The organism is Peribacillus sp. Bi96, assembly GCF_918698115.1.
Classification (GTDB): domain Bacteria; phylum Bacillota; class Bacilli; order Bacillales; family DSM-1321; genus Peribacillus.
In genome coordinates this window covers 266,244-286,334 of record NZ_CAKKLV010000003.1, presented here as the reverse complement: position 1 = coordinate 286,334, position 20,091 = coordinate 266,244, and the positions used below count along the sequence as shown (strand labels likewise).

General features: G+C 37.7%; 19 protein-coding genes and 2 pseudogenes. 15 read left to right on the top strand and 6 right to left on the bottom strand.

Annotated features, from left to right (window positions below):
• Positions 1–10 precede the first annotated feature (10 nt).
• Positions 11–2,425, top strand: coding sequence for a heavy metal translocating P-type ATPase (locus LQ203_RS06025; RefSeq protein ID WP_290370533.1), 2,415 nt, complete (start codon positions 11–13; stop codon positions 2,423–2,425).
• A 122-nt stretch (positions 2,426–2,547) separates the two neighbouring features.
• On the opposite strand, the gene LQ203_RS06020 is transcribed toward LQ203_RS06025, so the two are convergent.
• Positions 2,548–3,087: a transcriptional regulator gene (locus LQ203_RS06020; protein WP_230156552.1), complete on the bottom strand. Its 540-nt coding sequence runs from the start codon at positions 3,085–3,087 to the stop codon at positions 2,548–2,550.
• A 128-nt stretch (positions 3,088–3,215) separates the two neighbouring features.
• On the opposite strand from LQ203_RS06020, the gene LQ203_RS06015 reads away from it, so the two are divergent.
• Genes LQ203_RS06015 through LQ203_RS06005 form a run of 3 tightly spaced genes read left to right on the top strand, consistent with a single transcriptional unit; the run spans position 3,216 to position 5,142 of the window.
• Complete coding sequence (locus LQ203_RS06015) at positions 3,216–3,455, top strand: PLD nuclease N-terminal domain-containing protein (RefSeq protein WP_230156550.1); 240 nt, start codon at positions 3,216–3,218, stop codon at positions 3,453–3,455.
• Positions 3,452–4,357, top strand: coding sequence for an ABC transporter ATP-binding protein (locus LQ203_RS06010; protein ID WP_230156548.1), 906 nt, complete (start codon positions 3,452–3,454; stop codon positions 4,355–4,357). The genes LQ203_RS06015 and LQ203_RS06010 overlap by 4 nt, the downstream gene beginning before the upstream one ends.
• Complete coding sequence (locus tag LQ203_RS06005) at positions 4,354–5,142, top strand: ABC transporter permease (RefSeq protein WP_230156546.1); 789 nt, start codon at positions 4,354–4,356, stop codon at positions 5,140–5,142. Before LQ203_RS06010 ends, LQ203_RS06005 begins: the two co-directional genes overlap by 4 nt.
• A 114-nt stretch (positions 5,143–5,256) precedes the next feature.
• Here the strand turns inward: LQ203_RS06005 and LQ203_RS06000 are convergent, their stop codons facing one another.
• Complete coding sequence (locus LQ203_RS06000; protein ID WP_230156544.1) at positions 5,257–5,760, bottom strand: DinB family protein; 504 nt, start codon at positions 5,758–5,760, stop codon at positions 5,257–5,259.
• A gap of 465 nt (positions 5,761–6,225) precedes the next feature.
• Between LQ203_RS06000 and LQ203_RS05995 the strand changes: the two genes are divergently transcribed.
• Together LQ203_RS05995 and LQ203_RS05990 are read left to right on the top strand one after the other, a co-directional pair.
• Positions 6,226–7,377, top strand: coding sequence for an FtsW/RodA/SpoVE family cell cycle protein (locus LQ203_RS05995; RefSeq protein WP_230156542.1), 1,152 nt, complete (start codon positions 6,226–6,228; stop codon positions 7,375–7,377).
• A 574-nt stretch (positions 7,378–7,951) separates the two neighbouring features.
• Entirely contained in the window at positions 7,952–8,341 is a 390-nt protein-coding gene (locus tag LQ203_RS05990) for a hypothetical protein (RefSeq protein ID WP_230156541.1), read from the top strand.
• A gap of 334 nt (positions 8,342–8,675) precedes the next feature.
• Here the strand turns inward: LQ203_RS05990 and LQ203_RS05985 are convergent, their stop codons facing one another.
• From LQ203_RS05985 to LQ203_RS05975, 3 genes and pseudogenes are all read right to left on the bottom strand, one after another.
• The gene (locus LQ203_RS05985; protein WP_230156539.1) at positions 8,676–8,870 is read right to left on the bottom strand and encodes a hypothetical protein; all 195 of its coding nucleotides are present in this window, start codon (positions 8,868–8,870) and stop codon (positions 8,676–8,678) included.
• Positions 8,871–9,214: 344 nt separating this feature from the next.
• Positions 9,215–9,373 carry an aspartyl-phosphate phosphatase Spo0E family protein gene (locus tag LQ203_RS05980; RefSeq protein ID WP_230156722.1) on the bottom strand — a complete coding sequence of 53 codons (159 nt, stop codon included), beginning with the start codon at positions 9,371–9,373 and terminating at the stop codon, positions 9,215–9,217.
• 310 nt (positions 9,374–9,683) lie between these two features.
• Positions 9,684–10,023: pseudogene (locus LQ203_RS05975) on the bottom strand (Lrp/AsnC family transcriptional regulator).
• Between the two features lie 516 nt (positions 10,024–10,539).
• Here LQ203_RS05975 and LQ203_RS05970 point away from each other — a divergent pair.
• Positions 10,540–11,031 (top strand): GyrI-like domain-containing protein, encoded by a 492-nt coding sequence (locus tag LQ203_RS05970; RefSeq protein ID WP_230156537.1) that lies wholly within the window; start codon positions 10,540–10,542, stop codon positions 11,029–11,031.
• Positions 11,032–11,695: 664 nt separating this feature from the next.
• On the opposite strand, the gene LQ203_RS05965 is transcribed toward LQ203_RS05970, so the two are convergent.
• Entirely contained in the window at positions 11,696–11,872 is a 177-nt protein-coding gene (locus LQ203_RS05965; RefSeq protein ID WP_230156536.1) for a hypothetical protein, read from the bottom strand.
• 194 nt (positions 11,873–12,066) lie between these two features.
• On the opposite strand from LQ203_RS05965, the pseudogene LQ203_RS05960 reads away from it, so the two are divergent.
• The 8 genes and pseudogenes from LQ203_RS05960 to phnX all read left to right on the top strand — a co-directional run.
• Positions 12,067–12,243, top strand: a pseudogene (locus LQ203_RS05960) (site-specific integrase); the annotation flags it as partial.
• A gap of 303 nt (positions 12,244–12,546) precedes the next feature.
• Positions 12,547–14,295: an alkaline phosphatase gene (locus LQ203_RS05955; RefSeq protein WP_290370532.1), complete on the top strand. Its 1,749-nt coding sequence runs from the start codon at positions 12,547–12,549 to the stop codon at positions 14,293–14,295.
• Between the two features lie 59 nt (positions 14,296–14,354).
• Positions 14,355–14,567: a twin-arginine translocase TatA/TatE family subunit gene (locus LQ203_RS05950; RefSeq protein WP_230156535.1), complete on the top strand. Its 213-nt coding sequence runs from the start codon at positions 14,355–14,357 to the stop codon at positions 14,565–14,567.
• Positions 14,568–14,714: 147 nt separating this feature from the next.
• Positions 14,715–15,449, top strand: a complete 735-nt coding sequence (gene tatC / locus LQ203_RS05945) for a twin-arginine translocase subunit TatC (protein WP_230156534.1) — start codon at positions 14,715–14,717, stop codon at positions 15,447–15,449.
• Positions 15,450–15,923: 474 nt separating this feature from the next.
• A complete protein-coding gene (locus LQ203_RS05940; RefSeq protein ID WP_230156533.1) occupies positions 15,924–16,553 on the top strand; it encodes a YitT family protein in 630 nt (209 codons plus the stop codon).
• 366 nt (positions 16,554–16,919) lie between these two features.
• Positions 16,920–18,332 (top strand): amino acid permease, encoded by a 1,413-nt coding sequence (locus LQ203_RS05935; RefSeq protein ID WP_230156532.1) that lies wholly within the window; start codon positions 16,920–16,922, stop codon positions 18,330–18,332.
• A gap of 158 nt (positions 18,333–18,490) precedes the next feature.
• Positions 18,491–19,000, top strand: coding sequence for a hypothetical protein (locus LQ203_RS05930; RefSeq protein WP_230156530.1), 510 nt, complete (start codon positions 18,491–18,493; stop codon positions 18,998–19,000).
• 77 nt (positions 19,001–19,077) lie between these two features.
• Positions 19,078–19,932, top strand: a complete 855-nt coding sequence (gene phnX, locus LQ203_RS05925; protein WP_230156528.1) for a phosphonoacetaldehyde hydrolase — start codon at positions 19,078–19,080, stop codon at positions 19,930–19,932.
• Positions 19,933–20,091: the final 159 nt, after the last annotated feature.

Below are 20,091 nucleotides of genomic sequence, written 5' to 3'. Positions count from 1 at the left end.
CGGGGATGATGTGAGCAACCATATTAAAGAAACAAGTATGCAAATTTCAGGTATGACTTGTGCTGCATGTGCATCAAGGATTGAAAAAGGGTTAAACAAAATGGAAGGCGTTGAAGAAGCGACCGTTAATTTGGCCCTTGAGAAATCAGTCATCAAATATGATGCAGAAAAATTAAGCAACCAGGACTTTGAAAAGAAGATTCAAGATCTTGGCTACGATGTGGTAAAAGAGAAAAAGGAATTTACCATTACGGGTATGACCTGCGCTGCCTGTGCAACGCGAATTGAAAAAGGGTTAAATAAGTTGGATGGAGTGAACATGGCTAATGTGAATCTAGCTCTCGAAAATGCGACCGTCGAATATGATCCCAGCGAAGCCTCACCAGTTGACATTATTCAAAGAGTCGAGAAGCTGGGGTATGGGGCAATCATCAAGGAAGATAATATGGAATCAGTGGATTTCCGTCAAAAGGAAATTCAAAGACAAAAGAATAAATTCATCTTTTCCGCCATTTTATCTTTTCCATTGCTATGGGCGATGGTAAGCCATTTTAGCTTTACTTCGTTTATCTATATGCCTGATTTCCTCATGAATCCATGGGTGCAAATGGCCCTTGCCACTCCTGTACAATTCATCATCGGAAAGCAGTTTTATGTAGGTGCTTATAAAGCCTTGAAAAATAAAAGTGCCAATATGGATGTATTAGTCGCAATGGGAACATCTGCTGCTTATTTTTACAGTGTCTATCAGGCATTCATCTCGATCGGATTGCACCACCATACGGCACAACTTTATTTTGAAACAAGTTCCATTCTTATCACCCTCATCCTATTAGGGAAGCTTTTTGAAGCAAAAGCAAAAGGACGTTCCTCCGAGGCCATCAAAAAATTGATGAGCCTTCAAGCTAAAACGGCATTAGTGTTAAGGAATGGGGAAGAACGTGAAATACTCCTTGAAGAGGTCATCGTAGGTGATGTGGTTTTGGTGAAGCCGGGTGAAAAAATCCCTGTCGATGGAGAAGTGGTCGAAGGGAACTCCGCCGTTGATGAATCCATGTTAACGGGTGAGAGCATTCCGGTTGATAAAGCAATCGGTGATACTGTGATTGGGTCAACATTAAATAAAAATGGTTTTCTCAAAATGAAAGCAACAAAAATCGGAAGGAATACAGCTCTTTCTCAAATCATCAAGGTCGTCGAAGATGCTCAAGGGTCTAAAGCTCCGATTCAACGGCTTGCAGACCAAATTTCCGGAGTTTTCGTTCCCATCGTTGTCGGTATCGCCCTTTTAACTTTTCTCGTTTGGATGATATGGGTTAACCCTGGACAATTCACACCCGCTTTGGAAGCGATGATTGCCGTTCTTGTCATAGCTTGTCCATGTGCCCTAGGTTTGGCCACTCCCACATCCATCATGGCGGGATCGGGGCGAGCTGCTGAATTCGGTATTTTATTTAAAGGCGGAGAACACTTGGAGACCACTCACCATATTGATACGGTCATTTTGGATAAAACGGGAACGGTTACGAATGGTACCCCTGTTTTGACAGATGTCCTTATCGAGAACGGAATGGAAGAAGTCCAGTTTCTATCTCTTATCGGTGCAGCTGAAAAACAATCGGAGCATCCCCTTGCCCAATCGATCGTAAAAGGAATTCAATCAAGGCAAATAAGACTTGCCGCGGTTGGGGAGTTTGAAGCGATTCCCGGTTATGGGGTGAGGGCTATAGTGGATGAAAAAGTGTTATTAATTGGAACACGTAAATTGATGAAGCAAAATCACGTGGATATTACAAAGGCGCTAATCGCAATGGAAGAGCTTGAAGAGCAGGGGAAAACAGCAATGCTTGCTAGCTTTGATGGTGAATATACCGGCATCATTGCTGTTGCAGATACGATTAAAGATACCTCACTTACAGCGATTAAGAGGTTAAAAGCGATGAATATCCGGGTCATCATGATAACGGGGGATAATCAAAGGACAGCAAATGCCATCGGAAATCAAGTGGGCATCGACCAAGTGATTGCAGAAGTCCTTCCTGAAGGGAAAGCGGACGAAGTGAAAAAACTTCAGGCTTCCGGCAAAAAAGTGGCAATGGTCGGGGATGGTATAAATGATGCACCCGCGCTTGCGCTGGCTGATATTGGAATGGCTATTGGAACCGGGACGGACGTAGCCATGGAAGCTGCGGATATCACTTTGATCCGCGGTGATTTAAACAGCATTGCAGATGCAATCCTCATGAGCAGGAATACGATGCGCAATATCAAGCAAAACCTGTTCTGGGCCTTTTCCTATAACGTAATCGGAATACCGATTGCGGCAATCGGGCTCCTTGCCCCGTGGTTAGCAGGTGCTGCCATGGCTTTCAGTTCTGTTTCAGTCGTATTGAATGCGCTTCGCCTACAAAAGGTAAAGCTCTAAAAATCATGTAAATATTTTATGAAGGCATTGGTACTGGTATCAATGCCTTTATCTACTTGCATTCTTAGAAGAATGAATCATTGACACTTGTCACCTAAACAAGAGCGAAAATAGGGTCTAAATTAAGTATCTGGAATGATCGTAACAGCGATCGTCCGAACGGGAGCATTTTTTCCTTTGGCCGAGGCATGATAGTATTTAGTCATTAATTCGTTCAATTCATGTTGAAATTGGATAAAGTGATCTCCATCCAGCTTTAATTCCACTAAGGAAAAAGTTGCACCGTCTTCCTTGTCGTTTTGTTCTTCCAATTTCTTAAGATAACTTTGGTATTGTGTCATAAGGGATAATTGATAATAGGAAACATAATCAAGCTTCTTCTCAGTAGAAGCTTTTTTCCATTCTTCTATACTAATTTTAGCTTCCATTTCATTTAAAGCGTAATATTTTTCGGAAACGGATTTCACCTTTTTTTCTTTAATAACGCGAATGATGCCTGCATCCAACATGACTTGTATATGTCTATATAGTGTTGCTTGTGGTACGTCTTCAATGATTTTTACCATTTCCAAGGGGGTTAAACCGTTTTCATTGTTCCTCATAAGTACTTGAGAAATTTTCATTCTTACCGGGTGCATTAAAACTTCAACTTTATTGATCATAAAGTTCTCCTTGTATGTCGTATTTTTATTCTTATTATAAATAATGAGAATGGGTATTGCAATGCTCTCTCTTTGAAGTTATTATTATCATTATCAATACTGATAATGAAATAAAGGGGAGTGAATAAATGAAACTGCACTATGGGTTTGATGATCTAAAAGATATTGATTTAATGGCCTTTATCCCGATAATATTGCCGTTTTTAGCAGTAGGTCTACTATTGGTATCCATTGCATTAATTGATTTGTACAGACATAGAAACACAAGGGAAAACGTCCTCATCTGGACACTGGTTATCCTTTTTGTCAATACAATCGGTCCAATTCTGTACCTAGTTATAGGGCGAAAGGATCGAGAAAGATCATGAAGTTGGAAATCCTGAATGTGACGAAAGCATTTAAAGGAAAAGTCGCTGTCGATAATTTCTCGATGGAACTGGAATCGGGAGAATGTGTCGGTTTAATCGGACCGAATGGAGCGGGGAAATCCACGTTACTAAAAGTGATTTCAAATATAACCGATCCAAACGCAGGTGAAGTTTTGCTAAATGGCCAAGAAATATCGAAAATGAAAAGTGAAATTGGCTACCTGCCACAGTATCCTAATTTTTTTCATTGGATGACAGCGAAAGAAACGCTTACTTTCATGGGGCAACTATCTGGTTTAAAAAAGGAAGAATTAATAAAAACAATACCCGAGATTTTAGCTAAAGTTGGTCTTCGTGGCGAAGAAAATTCTAAAGTTGGCACTTATTCCGGCGGGATGAAACAGAGACTCGGCATTGCCCAAGCATTGCTGCATAAGCCTTCGCTTATTGTCATGGATGAACCTGTTTCCGCATTGGATCCAGTTGGCCGAAGAGAAGTGCTTAACTTGATTGGAGAAATAAAAAAAGAAACGACGATTTTATTATCCACCCATATATTGAGCGATGCTGAAGAGATATGCGAACGATTTGTCATTATAAAAGATGGAATAAAAATTGAAGATACGACGATCTCCAACCTCTTAAACCGCAATGGCAAAAATAAGCTATGCGTTGAAATTACAGCGAAAGATCAAAAATGGGTTGAGATTGTAAAAAAATTACCTTATGTGAAGGAAGTCGAGGTCATTGGGCATAAAGTCAACATAAAGGTTGAAAACATCAAAAAAAACAAAAATATGTTACTGGAACATGCACTTGAAAATAAAGTGGACATTGTAAAATTCGATATGAATAACGATACTCTGGAAGATATTTTCTTGAAAATGGTGGTCGTGAAATGAAAAAGTTTATTGTACTGCTAAAAAAAGAATATATACATATGGTACGGGATATTAAGGTTATTTGGCTGCCTGTCGTTTTCATCTTTTTAGGGATCACACAACCGATAGTAACTCATTACCTGCCATCCATTTTGAAAGCATTAGGCGGTGGTCAGGGAATTACCATTGATCCGAGTATGACTTCCCAAAGAGGGGGGGAAGTACTAGCCAGTACGTTAGGGTCTCAATTTGATCAGCTTGGACTTATGATTCTTGTAATCTCAATGATGGGTATTATACAAACAGACAAAGCAAATGGCATGTTGGCGTTTATTCTAACTAGGCCTGTTACCGTTATTTCCTATATAGCTGGAAAAATCGTATCACATTATTCGATAGCGGCTTTAAGTGTGGCAATTGGATACTTTGCTTCTTATCTATATGCAAATTACCTTTTTACTAATGTTCCATTTTCACATATGATATCTGCACTTTTATTATATCTTGTTTGGATTCTTTTTATCGTCACTTTCACAACGATGATCAGTACTATTTTTAACAGCCAAGGTGTTATTGCGTTAATTTCGATTATTTTTCTCATAGGCTGCAGAATCATTGTTGGTTTAAGTCCGGTTATCGATTTTGTAAATTCAGCAAGCATGAGCAAGCATGCCATGACTGTACTCATCACAGGTACAATAAGTTCCAATGCAATTGCTAACCTACTTGTAACGCTATTCTGGATTGTTTTGATGCTCTTTGTAACGAATTATTGGATTGCCAATAAAAAATTCAATCATGAATAAAGCAATACTAGTGAATGAATACACCTATTGATTTACCATTCTATACAAATAAAAGCCGATGATTCATAGGGACCATCGGCACTCTTCCTGAATTTTTCGGGTGCTATACCGAGCTTATTTTAAACAGAAAAATACATAATCTGTAGGTACACCACGCTCGCCTTGTTGATGGAGCATCGCTGACACATTACCCCGATGATAGGTACCGTGATTGACCACATGATGGATGAGGTCGGCAAGTACAAACTCACAAACCCCCATTTTGGGGTGTTCGGCTACTACGGTCCTTTCGAGATCAGGCTCCAAAGCAAAAAAATTGTCATATTCCTTATAAAGTTCATCATAGCAGGATTCAAGTCCTTTTATTGAGATTCCACGCACTTCTTCCCGCCGCTGCTCTACTTTCCTAAACGTATCTTGAATGGTGCTTCCTTTCATGATCTCCAGCCATGTTATATCCGTAGCGTAAAGATGAACCAAGACGTCCTTAATGGATGTAAAGACACTTTTCAACGTATCACCATAAACTCCATCCGGTAATTTTTTTACGTGTTGGAACACTTGAGTATTAGCCCAAACATGATAATCATACATTTTCTTTGCTCGGTTCTTTTCCATTTACTCATTCCTTTACCTTAACCCTTTCGACAATATTCAAACAATACCTTTCTAAGGTGAATTGTAACCTGCCGAAACCTGGATGTTGGTGAGTTTCGACTGGTAACTTCTGAACAAATACTAGTGAATTAATGAGTTCCCATTTTTGCCAATAAAGACTTATATTTAATCATTTTTTCATTAAATCCAGCCAACAACCACGTTTGTTTTTTGACTGACACTAAATTGGAGGCCGATTATTAGAGATAATTTCAACACTGATATTTATATAAAAAATAGAAAAAATAAAACAAACACACTAAAAAATGGTAACATTTAAAGGAGGTTTGTCATGGAATGGAGGTGTGATGAAGAGAAACATAAAAATCATCCCTGTAGTGAAAAAGATTGAATGAGAAAGTAAGGTAAAAGGTTAGAAGAAGGATTGGCTTCGTACGAAAAAAAATTGAAAGATTCGGTGATTTTGTGATTAAACGAAAAAGTTATTTTGATTCTAATCTAGCCATGTTAATCATCATTCTGATGGTTTTCAGCAGCGTTAGTTTATACAGTGCGCAAAAATACGCACAGCTTGATATAGATTATTTCAAGCAGCAAATTGTCTGGTTTGTTATTAGTGGTCTGATTGTGCTGGCCATTTTTTATTTTGATTTTGAGACGATCATGAAACTGACTCCATATATATACTCATTTGGTATTTTCCTGCTTTTATTCGTTTTATTAGGACCAAAGAGTATTGCCCCAGTCCGGAAGGGGGCAAAATCTTGGATTGAAATTCCAGGATTAGGCTCCATACAACCATCCGAGTTCATGAAAATATTTTTAATATTGATGTTGTCCTATATACTGACAAAACATATAGACAAGTTTCCAGTAGGGGACATAGGCACCGATTGTAAACTATTATTTAAAATGGGGGTGATAGCAGCTTTACCAATTGGTTTAACGCTACTGCAAAATGACTTTGGTACTTCCCTGGTGATGGCCGTCATCACGATGGGAATCGTTTTAGTATCGGGGATTAATTGGAAGATGATAGCATCTGTAGTTGCTTTAGTGGTCAGTATCGTATGTTCCTTGGTAGTCACCTACTTGTATGATCCTGATCTATTATTGAACTTACTGGATGGCTATCAACTGGATAGGATTAATTCTTGGCTGGATCCATTTAGTCATGGCCAAGGAATCGGTTATCAATTGAAGCAATCCATATTAGCGATCGGTTCAGGTATGACGGAAGGGAAAGGCTTCAATCAAAGCAATGTATATATTCCTGAAGCACATACCGATTTTATATTTACGATCGTTGCTGAAGAATTTGGGTTCATTGGAGCGAGTTTGCTAATCTCCCTCTATTTCTTCATTATTTATAAAATCGTTGCAACTGCACTGAATTCTACATTTTTTGAATCTTTTATTTGTGTGGGAGTCATCTCCTTCTTGACTTTTCACATATTTCAAAATATCGGAATGGTTATCGGTCTAATTCCTATCACAGGAATTCCGCTGCCATTAATGAGCTATGGAGGGAGCTCGGTGATGGCTACTATGATGGGACTTGGCTTGGTATTGAATGTTTCATTGAAAAAAAGGGATTATATGTTTTCGAATGAGTGACAAAAATATTTGCGCTTCTTGCAGAATGTATTTAAAAGACGAAAAAATGACTAATTTAGATAGAGTAGAGTTGCCTAAACTTAAAAAGGATGGTTAGAACTATGTGATCTTTTCACACTAACTCTAGCCGGGATTGAAATGTTAGCAAAAAGATCAAGCATTGCTTGGTCTTTTTTTAAATAATAAAACTAGGATATTGCTTAACAAATAGTATGAAAGCATTTAAATGTAGGAGGAAATGAGACATTTGGAAATTATCGGAAGTCTCATAATAAGTAGGGTTTTTGATGACGTCTAAGTGAAACAGTCAAAGAATCGTCTTTCAAAAAAAACGACTTCTTTCTTAAAATTTCCTTGACCGAGACCTATTCCCAGTTTGGATTAACTCATAAAATCATAAGTTAAGAATCGATTTTTGATTTATAGTTCTTTGAGCCCGGGAATCTATCTTTTTTTGGAAATCACTATGAATATAGATACATTTTTATACGAATGTTACAATTAAGTAGTAACTAATGCTCTATAAACAAATTACTGGTTTGGGAAATAATAAATCGAGGAAATGGGGAATAAGATGAATTTGAAAATATTATTGAGAATAGGTATCTTTTTATTATTTTCTTTTCTTATGATTTTTGATTATTTCCCTCATATCATTTTCAATGACAGTCCTAAAACGGCACTGACAATTGGAATGATCTCATTAGCGATTGTCTATATTGTCATTAATCAAAAGACTGAAAAAAATTGTGAAACAAATTCATTAATTGGAGAAGCAGCATTTATTTTTTATATGTTAGTGCTAATAGGAGTATTAACGTTATTGGGGAGGAAATCCACTGTAGGAATCTCCTTAAAAAATCCTATTTTATGGTTTGTTTTATTATTAACCATAGTAGATATGACTGTAAGATATAGGAGGAAAAAGAACTCTTACAAAGGCACAGTGAACCGAAGAAGTTAGACATTTTTTATTGGGCAGCCATGAGGGCATGAACCCGGTTATCTACCGAGCTCATGCTTTTAATTAACATTAACATGTTGATTTGAGAGAATAAATTGAATGCTTAGTTCAAAAAAAGAAATGATTCTTATATTATAAATATCGGAGAGAAAACATAGCAAGAGGGGATAATTGAAAGTATACTTTTGCTGTAACCTTTGTTGTTTTTACAACTAAAAGAAGAGCTTAGTCAAATTTCCGCAGTTGGTTTGAGAGCTTTTTCCCATGTCCTTGGAGTCCAAGACGTTCTTGTAAACGGCTTTGAGATCTTTTTCTGCAATTGTACTTTAACTAACTAGAATAAATCATCATGATCATCCGATGATTCCGTATGTAATTGGACATCTTCAATCGGTTGTTCAGCTTCTTTTTTCTCTGGTGTTAAATGATCTATTATCGTGGTGACACGTCTTAATTCATGTTCAAGTGAAAGTTTAAGCTCTTGTAACTCCTTCATTAATGTATCTTCAGATTTGTCATTTCCATCCATTTTAATCCCCCCTTGCTGTAAGGTTTTTCGATCTATTTATTATAGCCTCATTTTTTGTTCTTTTCCTAGTACGAATTTTAAACTTGAAGGGGAGGGTAGTAAGATGTATGAAGGAGTGGTACTTTCAGTTATCAAATTGTAGAAGATGTGGTACTCTTTTTTATCAAGAATAGAATACAAGAGTTGGAGGTGATTTAGTGAGGGAGTAGCAGCTGCATGGACTACCCAGTGAATAGTAAAGAGCCTTCCCATGAATTCCGAGTGATATTACCTGAAGTTAACTTGAGCCCATGAAGATCTACAGTAGGGTGAACAATCGAGTTTCATTTCTGTTTTTAGACCAGTTAGAAACCAATTGGTTCTTTTCCGTGTCCTAGTAAATTCAATAGTTTATCTAGTTCCTGACTTTTATGTAATGTTTTTGGGGCAGTAAATCCATATATGAATGCTGTAGTTATTAATTCTTTCCTCAATATCTCAATTTTTTCATGTAATGCTTCCATACTCTCCAATGCAAGATCCCTCAAGTACTTTCATTTTTATTATAAATCTATTATTACATAAATTAGGATGTTTTTAAATAAGAAGTGAGTATTTACTTATAAAAAGTTGTTACAGCATTCACAAGTCATGAACTTGGGGAAGAGTAGAAGCCACTTACTAATTTGTACAAGTAGTGAACCTTTTTAGGTAAAATTTTTCTCAATGATGATGGGCCAATATAGTGAAATGGATCGTTCATGGCCATTTTTGAAAAGGAAAATCCTATAGTCTTTTTCATATTCAATGCTTCAGTTTACATAAAGCCATTCACTACAGCTTATTTATAAAAATCGATAATTTATAGTTTACATGCTTGTTTAAGTCTTCCAAAAATTGTTCTATCATTTTATTAGATGGAAATCTGCATGCCAGAAGGTAACAACCATCTCTACTGATTTTATAGTTATGTATTTTGTTCTTGAGTTTTTATGAACGACAGATAAGGTTGGTGATTAGTGCTTTGTGTAATGATAGTAATAAAAGCATGTATAAGACACCCTAATTTAACATTAATGGCATATCCCTCAATCACTCCATTATCTTCTAATTTGGCAACTCTAAATGCAGCTGCTTGACCGGTCAAAAGGACTTTCTCACTCAATTCTTTCATCGTGATTATATCTGCGAGCTAGCAATTAGATGCTTATTCGTGTGTATACTTAATTTTATGAAATATAATACTGTCTAAAGTGAGCAAAAAAATGACAGGGCTGAAGTATATAGCATTGTTAGAATCTTTTAAGGAGTTGTGAGAAACGGCGTTGGTTGAATCTTTACAAAAGGCGATAGACTAGATGGAAGAACATTTATTAGATCATATAACGATAGAAGACATTGCCAAACAAGCAAATGTATCTCCATTTCATTTTTAGCGCACATTTACGATCTTGACAGATATTTCTATTGGAGAATATCTTCGCCGGCGCCGTTTGACATTAGCAGTTCAAGAATTGTTTGGCGCTATCATCGACATTAGCTTTAAATATGGATACGATACTCCTGAGCTTTCTCAAAAGCTTTTCGTAAACAACATGGTGTTACGCCGAGTGAAGCACGAAAAGGAGTCGGAAAGTTGCAATCCTATAATCGACTGACTATACAGGTAAAACTGAAAGGAGCAGAACCAATGAAATATAAAATTATTGAAAAAGATACTTTTCAAGTGGTAGGAGTTAAACGAGAATGTTCATGTGATCCAGCATGTAATACAGAGAATGCTGGACTTCCGAGTATTGGAGAATTTTGGGGTGAAGTACATCAAAATGACACAGTCAATCAATTAATTCAATTAAATAATGGACAAATAAAAGGTCTATTAGGTATTACTGATAATTATAATGAGGAGAAAAACACAATCGACTACTGGATTGCTTCAGAACATAGTGGAGATGTGCCAGATGGACTTTCGAGTTTTGAAATACCTGCGTCCAAATGGGTCGTATTTGATGTTCAAGGACCTGCCCCAACCGCAATGATAAATACATGGAAGCAAATTTATTCAGAATGGTTTCCATCTAACAGCTATGAACCTGCCGATACTGCTGCAATTGAAGCATATATAGATTCGGATCTCTATAGTCCGAATTCAACTAACGAAATATGGGTTGCAATAAAATAAAAAAAATAGATCACTGTTTCTAAACCATAGGAAGTTAGTTTGCCTGGAAAAAGCATAGAATTCTTTAATGAAAATAAAAGAAGCATTTACCAGTGGCGATACCGAATTTTATGGATCGAACGCTATCAGGATGTTCAAAGGACATTGTTAGGTAACCCCACCCATCCATATAAACTGATCTCGTAAAGTCGATGAAACAATGGGAAGTGAAGGAGACACGGACTTAAAGTAAACCAATTTCATTACACAAATAAAGGAGTTTTAACAGAAGATTTATTAAAACATATTTCTCCATTAGGCTGGGAGCATATCAAATTGTTAGGGGAGTACCGTTTTGATCCAAAAGGGTTTACTACTTTAGATTCATTAAGACCGCTGAACAACCAATAATAGTTATAAATACCGGTTACACCTTACCGTGGTGAAAACCGGTTATTTTTTTCTCGGATTTCCTTAGCGTTGTAAATTAGCGTTTTGCTGGTGGTACCCCTTATGGAGCTAACCTGCCCCGATAGTTCAAAAAGTGTATTTTTCCACTCGGTTTCTAATGTACAATAATAGTAAGAATCGTACATTCAAAAGGCCACCAATTTGGTGGCCTTCATAACTTTTCTTGCCTTAAATATACTAATTTGAAAAATAAATGTTTATGTATCGTTTATGGTTAAGATCCAATGCTATGTTCTACTGCAGTATCCCAACTAGGAAAATAATACAATGCATTTTTCATTAACTCCGGATCTGACTTCTTTACCTCTTTCTTCCGAGGTGGCTTCCCTTCTTTTTCTACTAATTCAGAAATTTGATTCACGACTTCTTCAACACTCATATTTACTTCCATCACTGTTCCCTCCTTATTGTTATTATTTATATATTTTCCTAATTGATGAAAAGTAATACAATTTTCTTTAGATAAACTACAAGTTTAAGAAGGGTATTTTTTCTCTTAATACTGAAATCAGAAAAAATCGTACATTCAAATCGTTGGTACATAAGGGGTATGGAACCGTACTTATGAATAGAGAAGAAAGGTCGATGAAGAGGACACAACCAAAAGATGTGCAGCCGATCCGGGATCAGCAGCAGGTAGAAGATATGAAATGGGCGCTAAAGCGCCATTGTTCGGAACGCGATTACATCCAGTTTGTCGCAGGCTGCGAGACTAGCCTACGTGTCGGGAACCTACTCAAGCTCACCACAAAGCAAATCTTGGACCTTAAAGTGCCTCCCAGAACTTCATAATACCCAAGTTGAGGTAATCTATACCAGTTATTTGTAACGGTTAAATAAATGATTCATTAAGAAAAATAGGATAAAAGACTGTCGTTATATGTAAAAATCTGTAGGTATATGTAAATATTAGAGTGAATCAACTCATTTTTTTGGGTTTGTGAGCTCCAAAAGTCCTGTACGAAAATTCCTAAATGGGAAGTAATTGATTTACACGTCTTCATACACCTTTAAAAAAGTCCTTCTATACTTGAGACAGATTCAAATATTAGGAGGGAAAGATCAATGAATAATGAAAAAGCGATGGATGAGTTAATCAAAGATTGGAGCGATGTAAGCTTAGGTAAGAATATGGACCGCCGAAACTTTATCCAGGGAGCAAGTAAACTTGCCGGACTTTCATTAGGTCTTGCCCTTACACAATCAATGGGCGGGATTGAAGTGAATGCTGCCCCGAAATTCAGTGATTATCCATTTACGCTTGGTGTTGCTTCCGGTGATCCACTCTCGGATAGTGTTGTTTTATGGACAAGACTGGCACCTGATCCGTTGAATGGAGGAGGTATGCCACATGAAGCCATTTCAGTTAAGTGGGAAGTGGCTAAGGATGAAAATTTCAGAAAGATTGTTCAGCAAGGCAAAGAAATAGCCAGGCCGGAACTTGGCCATTCTGTTCATGTGGAAGTAAGCGGGTTAAAACCGGATAAAGTCTATTATTACCGTTTTAAATCTGGCGGTGAAGTAAGTCAGACTGGGAAAACAAAGACACTTCCGCCAATTGGTTCAAGTGTTTCGAGCCTTTCCTTCGCATTTGTTTCATGCCAGCAATTTGAGCATGGCTATTATACGGCCTATAAACATTTGGCAAAAGAAGATTTGGATCTTGTCTTTCACCTTGGCGATTACATATATGAGTACGGACCAAATGAATATGTTTCTTCCTCAGGGAATGTCCGTGTACATAGTGGCCCGGAAATCATTTCGCTTGAGGATTATCGCAATAGATATGCACAATACCGCTCTGATACTCATTTAAAAGCGGCACATGCAGCTTTCCCATGGGTCGTGACTTGGGATGATCATGAAGTTGAAAACAATTATGCTAATGTCATTCCGGAAAAAGGGCAATCGGTGGAAGCATTCATCAAGAGAAGGGCAGCCGCTTACCAGGCTTATTATGAGCATATGCCTCTTCGTAAATCGTCGTTGCCAAAGGGAGCGGATATGCGGTTATACCGAAACTTCTCATATGGTGACTTAGCCTCTTTCTTTGTACTTGATTCACGTCAATACCGGGATGATCAGGCGAACGGCGATGGAAGTTCACCGCAAACGCCTGAGTCACTTGATCCGAAGCGTACATTACTCGGTCCAGAGCAGGAAAAGTGGCTAACTGATAATCTATCGATTTCAAAAACGAAGTGGAATGTGCTGCCACAGCAGATTTTCTTTGCACCGCGGAATTATGGAACACCAACTGCGCCCAAATACAGCATGGATTCTTGGGATGGTTACCCGGCTGCTCGTGATCGTTTGATTGATGTCATAAAAAGAAAAAACATGGAAAATGTGGTCGTATTGACCGGTGATGTTCATGCAAGTTGGGCCTCCAATTTAAAAACGGACTTCAACGATCCAAATTCAAAGATTTTCGGAGTGGAGTTTGTCGGCACATCCATCACATCTGGTGGAAATGGAGCAGACAAGCGTGCGGATACGGATAAAATACTAAGTCAGAATTCACATTTAAAGTTCTTTAATGATTACCGGGGTTATGTACGCTGCAAAGTAACACCAGAACAATGGAAGGCGGACTATCGCGTTGTTCCATTCGTGACAGAACCTGGAGCGGATATATCGACAAGAGCCTCCTTTGTTTTTGATAAGGATCAAACAGGTCTGCGAAAGGTTGCATCAAGAACGGTAACGGAAGGTGTACAAAAAACGAACGAAGTCGAGGAAGATCGGACACGTGCCCATAGTCGCGCACATGAAAAGCAAAGAATGCACAAGCAGGGGAAAGTCACTAATTGATAGAAAGACAAGGAATCGTGAATACGAAAAGTTCTTGAAATTGAAAGGAGTGAATTAGAATGCTTTCTAATATTGGGATACCAGGGCTAGTTATCGTTCTCGTGATTGCATTGATTATTTTTGGACCGTCGAAGCTGCCGGAAATCGGACGTGCATTTGGTCGAACATTATCCGAATTCAAAAGTGCAACCAAAGGATTGGTGAATGATTCAGAAAAAGAGGATGAAAACGAGAATAAAGCTGCGATAAGGGCTGTTAAAAAAGAAGGATAAATTTTATGAGGAAGGGCGGGCGGAAAGACTAAGCCTGCTTCTTTTCATGAGAGTTAGAGATTGCATTATTTTAGCCATTACTAAATGACGAAGCCATTCTGATTTATGTTATATGGTTTGTAAATGGATAAAAAAGGAGGAGTGAAAGTGGAGAGCAAGGATGTACACGTTATGGAGCATATGGAGGAACTCCGAAGCAGAATCATTAAAACACTGATAGGATTTCTTGCTTCTTTCATAGTGAGTTTCATATTCGTACAGGATATTTATGAGCTGCTCATTAAAGATTTAGAAGGGAAACTTGCCGTGCTCGGACCCAGTGACATCCTGTGGGTATATATGATAATCGCTGCGGTTTGCGCGATAGCTGCGACGATTCCGCTTGCAGCCTATCAGTTATGGCGCTTTGTGGCTCCTGCGTTGAAACCGGAAGAGAGAAAGGTTACTTTTCGATTCATTCCTGGGTTGTTCATCTTATTTATCATAGGTATCTCTTTTGGATATTTTGTGTTGTTTCCCATAGTGCTGGGATTCCTCACATCCCTATCTGCCGGGCAGTTCGAGATGATGTTCACAGCGGAAAAGTATTTTCGGTTCATGATTAATTTGATCTTGCCTTTTGGGATTTTATTTGAAATGCCGCTTGTGGTCATGTTCCTGACTAGATTAGGAATCATCAATCCGAAGGTGTTGAAAAAGTCTCGTAAGATTTCTTACTTCGCCCTTGTTATCATCTCGATCGTGATTACGCCACCTGATATCATTTCGGACATTTTGGTCATTATCCCTTTACTTGTGCTTTATGAGGTGAGTGTCCAGCTGTCCAATATGGTTTATAGAAAAAGGCTTATGAAAGAGGAGTCAGCTTTACCTGTAACATGAAATGTATTTACCAACCTTTTGGAAAAAAACATTTCTTAGGAAATATTTAAATGTACACAAAAAAGTTGAGGAGGATAATCCCCTCAACTTTTTTTATGGCAAAATAATACTTTGTGAAATGATAAGGACAGTGTTCGTTTTCTTTAGAATAAATTAACAAGAAAAAAGCAACATTTCAAAGACATCTGTAATGGGTTTTCATACATTGTCGGATAAGAGGCATAAACATGCTCAAGATTACACGGGGCATGTTTATTTATTTTTTTTTGAAGGAGAGAGGATTCTTTATAGCGAATAATTGTAATCACCTGAAATTTAGAACAGCACTAGATCAAAAAACCTGCAATTTAACACTAGATACTTAAAATCCTGAATGATTCGAAATAAGTCGATGGAGTAATGAATGTTGATATTATCATTACAGTATAAATAGATATCTAGGGTCAAAATGCATGAAAGGAAAGGTGAGTACTCATGAAAGATTTAATGAAAATTATTGCAGGAAACATTTCCATGACCTTTGCTTATGCTTACTTAATCGTGCCCAATGAAATTATTAATGGGGGCGTAACTAGCTCTGCGTTGTTATTGAATGCTTTATCGGGTTATAACATTGCCATGCTGGCTAATTTAGTTACTGGATTTTTGTTAATCATTTGTTTAGTTTTTTTAGGTAAAGAGTACTTTGTTAAGTCGATAGTAAGTTCGCTAAGTTATATGTTGTTTTTTAATTCTTTTTATTCACTGAATATACGTTTTGATTTAAATATCGTTTTAGTGGTTCTAATATCTTCGATTTTGATAGCGTTAGGATACTATTTATGTATAACAGCAAATGCCTCCACTGTTGGTTTTGATGTGATCGCACTAATTTTACATCATAAAAATGAAAAAATAGATATTGCAGTGACAATAAGGATTATTAATCTAATCGTACTGGTCCTAGGGCTCCTTGTTTACGGTTATTCATCGATCATTAAGGGTGTTGCGTTTACCTTGATCTTTTCATACTTTTTAAAGAAAATGCTGGATAGAAAGCAAAATTCCTTAAAGGCAGAATTGGATCGTACAGTCGATGAAACTTCCAGAGTGAAAGAAATATGAAACATTTGAATGATCTTGTATTTAGGCCCACCATACATTTTTTTTTTGATTTTGTTTTGTTATCTAAATATTCTGTTTTTGATTGACTTTAAAAAAATCAGAGTGTATTATACACATAGAAAGTGGTACTAACGTCATGACGTAATGATGTTATTTCCTCTTGCAAAAATGAATGATAGGAAGGGGGAATAGTGATTCAAAATTAAAGCCATAGTGTCATCTCCTGAGTTGTTTGAATAGGCCAAGGTTCCAAGTTCCACTTTCCTTGTGAAAATGTAAGGGAAAGAAAGCAAAATTTTTACTTTTACATCGATGTAGTGATTATCTTTAGTTGATTCCCTAAAATATTGAAAGTTGGTGGAGGGTATGAAACATCAACAAGAAGAACTGAAACCAGGTCTGAAACAAAGACATTTAACGATGATATCATTGAGTGGTGTCATCGGTGCTGGTTTATTCGTTGGAAGCGGTATCATTATTGGTCAAACGGGCCCCGGAGCGATTTTATCATATGTTTTGGCAGGCTTGATCGTTGTTTTAGTCATGAGAATGCTTGGGGAAATGGCTACAGTAAATCCCAATACTGGATCATTTGCGGTTTATGCAAGAGAAGGAATCGGTGAATGGGCCGGTTTCACCACAGGTTGGTTATATTGGTTCTTTTGGGTTATCGTAATTGCTTTGGAAGCAACGGCAGGAGCTGCAATCATACATGGCTGGGTTCCTTCCGTTCCGGTCTGGGTCATAAGTCTCTCGCTGATTATTCTTTTGAAGCTGACGAATATATTTTCCGTTAAATCGTTTGGTGAGTTTGAATACTGGTTTTCGATCATTAAAATAATCAGTATCATCCTATTTTTGTGTCTGGGCGTTGCAGTGATCTTAGGTTTTATCCCATCGATAAAACCACCTGGCACCTCTAACCTTTTGAACTTTGGTGGTTTTATTCCAAACGGGATAAGTTCAGTACTTGTCGGCGTCGCCATTGTTTTCCATGCTTTTGTAGGAGTGGAGATTCCTGCAATTGCGGCTGGTGAAACGAGTGATCCGGTTAAATCAGTAAGAAGTGCATTGAACAGTGTGGTTTGGCGAATCCTGATTTTCTATATTGGATCCATCGCGGTACTAGTGACCCTTTTACCATGGAATTCTGCTTCCTTGCTGAAGAGCCCGTTTGTTGCCGTTCTTGAAATGCTGGGAATTCCTTCTGCTGCCCTGATCATGAATATAGTGATTCTCATTGCATTGCTTTCCTGTTTGAATTCCGGATTATATACAAGCTCCCGTATGTTATTCTCCCTTGCACAAAAGGGTGATGCACCAAAAATATTCTCAAGGGTGAGCAAGAACGGGGTCCCTATCCTTGCTGTAATCGGTTCTACTTTATTTGCCTTTATCAGCACCATTTTCAGTTACGTATCACCAGATAAAATCTTTTTCTTTTTAGTGAATTCCTCGGGAGGGGTCGGAATACTTGTCTATCTATCGATTGCGGTTTCCCATCTCAGATTAAGGAAGAGGATGGAGAAAGAAAATCCCGGAGTTTTCAAGATCAAGATGTGGTTATTTCCGTATTTAACGTATGCAACCATTCTTTCCATGATTTCCGTGATCATATTAATGGCATTTATCGATTCCCAGCGTCCTCAGTTTATCTTTACCATGCTATTTAGCTTGATCGTTATCTGTTCTTTCTTTTTCATTCGACGAAGAAAAGCGAAATATATGAAGAGTGAATTAAATATTGTTCCTGGTTCCCCTAATTCCGAAAAGTTATAGCTTTTAGCATTAGCACTAAACCATAATAAAAATTCTATGTTTTTCGACTCAATTAATTAAAAAATAGATTGTTTCGTATACTTCTAAGATATTCCTCAGATAAAATTCTTCAAGCACTTTTCAACTAGAATATGATTCCCATAGAAAAAAGAGTGTAAATGTACCAAGCACGAGGTGGCATTGTCTTTTTAATTCATGATGGAGGGATGATCTTGAATGTTTTCCGTTTATTCACGAATGGGCTCATCTTTGGCACCATATTGCTGTCAGGCTGTAACAATACAATAAAATCGGACGAACACAACCAAGAAAAAAATCCGGTCACAAATGAAAAGTCCGATAACAATGCAGCAGAGACCCAAGATGCAAAAGTTATTAAAACAGGTGTCGACGAAGTGATTCAATCAATAAATGCTTTGGTAACAGAAGTAAGTGCCGAGGCTGATCCAGAGAAAATTCAAGAACTGGGCGAAAAGGTCAGTTCTAACTGGGATTCGATAGAGAAGCAAGTGGAAGATGATTATCCCGATTGGTATGAACGAATTGAAAAAAATCTATACCCATTAATCGGGGAGTCAGGAAATCCTGAAAAAGACACAGAAAAAATCCTGGAACTCACTAAAGCAACGAAAGAAGATTTACAGTTATTTTTGAAAGAAGTGAAATGAATGTACGTTATATTCGGATTCATCACAAAATGAGACTTTTTTCCGGTTTTTAACCGTTTTTTTGAGGGGGGAAAGAGATGGAGAGGGGAGAGGAGATTGACTTGGAAAGTGCAAAAGAATGGAACGAGGTACAGGCAGTCATATTTGATTGGGCAGGAACGACGGTGGATTATGGTTGTTTTGCGCCGGTCCAAGCATTTGTCGAGATATTCAGGATAAGGGGGATAGATATTTCCATTAAGGAAGCAAGGGAGCCCATGGGTTTATTGAAATTGGATCATATAAGGGAACTCCTGAAAATGACTCGAATCCGGAATTTATGGATTGCTAAATTCGGGAAAGAACCGGACGAAAGAGATCTAGAATCATTATATAAAGACTTTGAGGCTTTGCTTTTTAAGCTTCTCAAGGAGAACGCCAAACCTATACCTGGCGTAATTGAATTAGTCAGGCGTTTAAGGCAGCAAGGAATAAAAATCGGTTCGACAACAGGGTATACTCGTGAAATGATTAATATTGTTAAAGACGAGGCGGAAATATGGGGTTATCAACCAGATACCATCGTTGCGTCTACCGAAGTGCCTACAGGAAGGCCTGCACCTTGGATGTGCTTTAAGACGGCGATGAATCTCCAAGTGTATCCACTCAGTAAAATCGTTAAAGTCGGCGATACGATCAGTGACATCAAAGAAGGCATTTCTGCGGGAATGTGGACGGTTGCCGTATTGAAAGGCGGCAGTGAAATAGGCCTTTCAGAAGCAGAAATCAACGAAATGGACCCATTTGAACTGCAATGCCGCATGAAAACTGCCGAAAACCGTTTTCTGAATGCAGGTGCCGATTTCGTGATTGATGAAATAGGCGATTTATTGGAGATCATTGATAGGATCAACTACAGATTGACCGAAAAAAAGGATACCTTTATTAGTTAATTAGACGTTTGTTCATGTAATAATGATGCCTGTCTCCATTAAGTGATAAAAAAATTCAAAATATTCATTTTATTCATTGACTGTTTGATCTAATGGTAGTATTATACATCTTATAACTGGTACGGACGTCGCAACGTCATTATCAGAAATAAACATAAT

Coding starts and splice junctions, on each gene's coding strand:
- LQ203_RS06010 (WP_230156548.1), top strand. CDS start 3,452: ATGAAGTTGGAAATCCTGAATGTGACGAAAGCATTTAAAGGAAAAGTC.
- LQ203_RS05940 (WP_230156533.1), top strand. CDS start 15,924: ATGAAAGATTTAATGAAAATTATTGCAGGAAACATTTCCATGACCTTT.
- LQ203_RS05955 (WP_290370532.1), top strand. CDS start 12,547: ATGAATAATGAAAAAGCGATGGATGAGTTAATCAAAGATTGGAGCGAT.
- phnX (WP_230156528.1), top strand. CDS start 19,078: ATGGAGAGGGGAGAGGAGATTGACTTGGAAAGTGCAAAAGAATGGAAC.
- LQ203_RS05950 (WP_230156535.1), top strand. CDS start 14,355: ATGCTTTCTAATATTGGGATACCAGGGCTAGTTATCGTTCTCGTGATT.
- LQ203_RS05930 (WP_230156530.1), top strand. CDS start 18,491: ATGTACCAAGCACGAGGTGGCATTGTCTTTTTAATTCATGATGGAGGG.
- LQ203_RS05965 (WP_230156536.1), bottom strand. CDS start 11,872: ATGGAAGTAAATATGAGTGTTGAAGAAGTCGTGAATCAAATTTCTGAA.
- LQ203_RS05985 (WP_230156539.1), bottom strand. CDS start 8,870: ATGGATGGAAATGACAAATCTGAAGATACATTAATGAAGGAGTTACAA.
- LQ203_RS06000 (WP_230156544.1), bottom strand. CDS start 5,760: ATGGAAAAGAACCGAGCAAAGAAAATGTATGATTATCATGTTTGGGCT.
- LQ203_RS06005 (WP_230156546.1), top strand. CDS start 4,354: ATGAAAAAGTTTATTGTACTGCTAAAAAAAGAATATATACATATGGTA.
- LQ203_RS06020 (WP_230156552.1), bottom strand. CDS start 3,087: ATGATCAATAAAGTTGAAGTTTTAATGCACCCGGTAAGAATGAAAATT.
- LQ203_RS05935 (WP_230156532.1), top strand. CDS start 16,920: ATGAAACATCAACAAGAAGAACTGAAACCAGGTCTGAAACAAAGACAT.
- LQ203_RS05970 (WP_230156537.1), top strand. CDS start 10,540: ATGAAATATAAAATTATTGAAAAAGATACTTTTCAAGTGGTAGGAGTT.
- LQ203_RS06015 (WP_230156550.1), top strand. CDS start 3,216: ATGAAACTGCACTATGGGTTTGATGATCTAAAAGATATTGATTTAATG.
- LQ203_RS05980 (WP_230156722.1), bottom strand. CDS start 9,373: ATGGAAGCATTACATGAAAAAATTGAGATATTGAGGAAAGAATTAATA.
- LQ203_RS05990 (WP_230156541.1), top strand. CDS start 7,952: ATGAATTTGAAAATATTATTGAGAATAGGTATCTTTTTATTATTTTCT.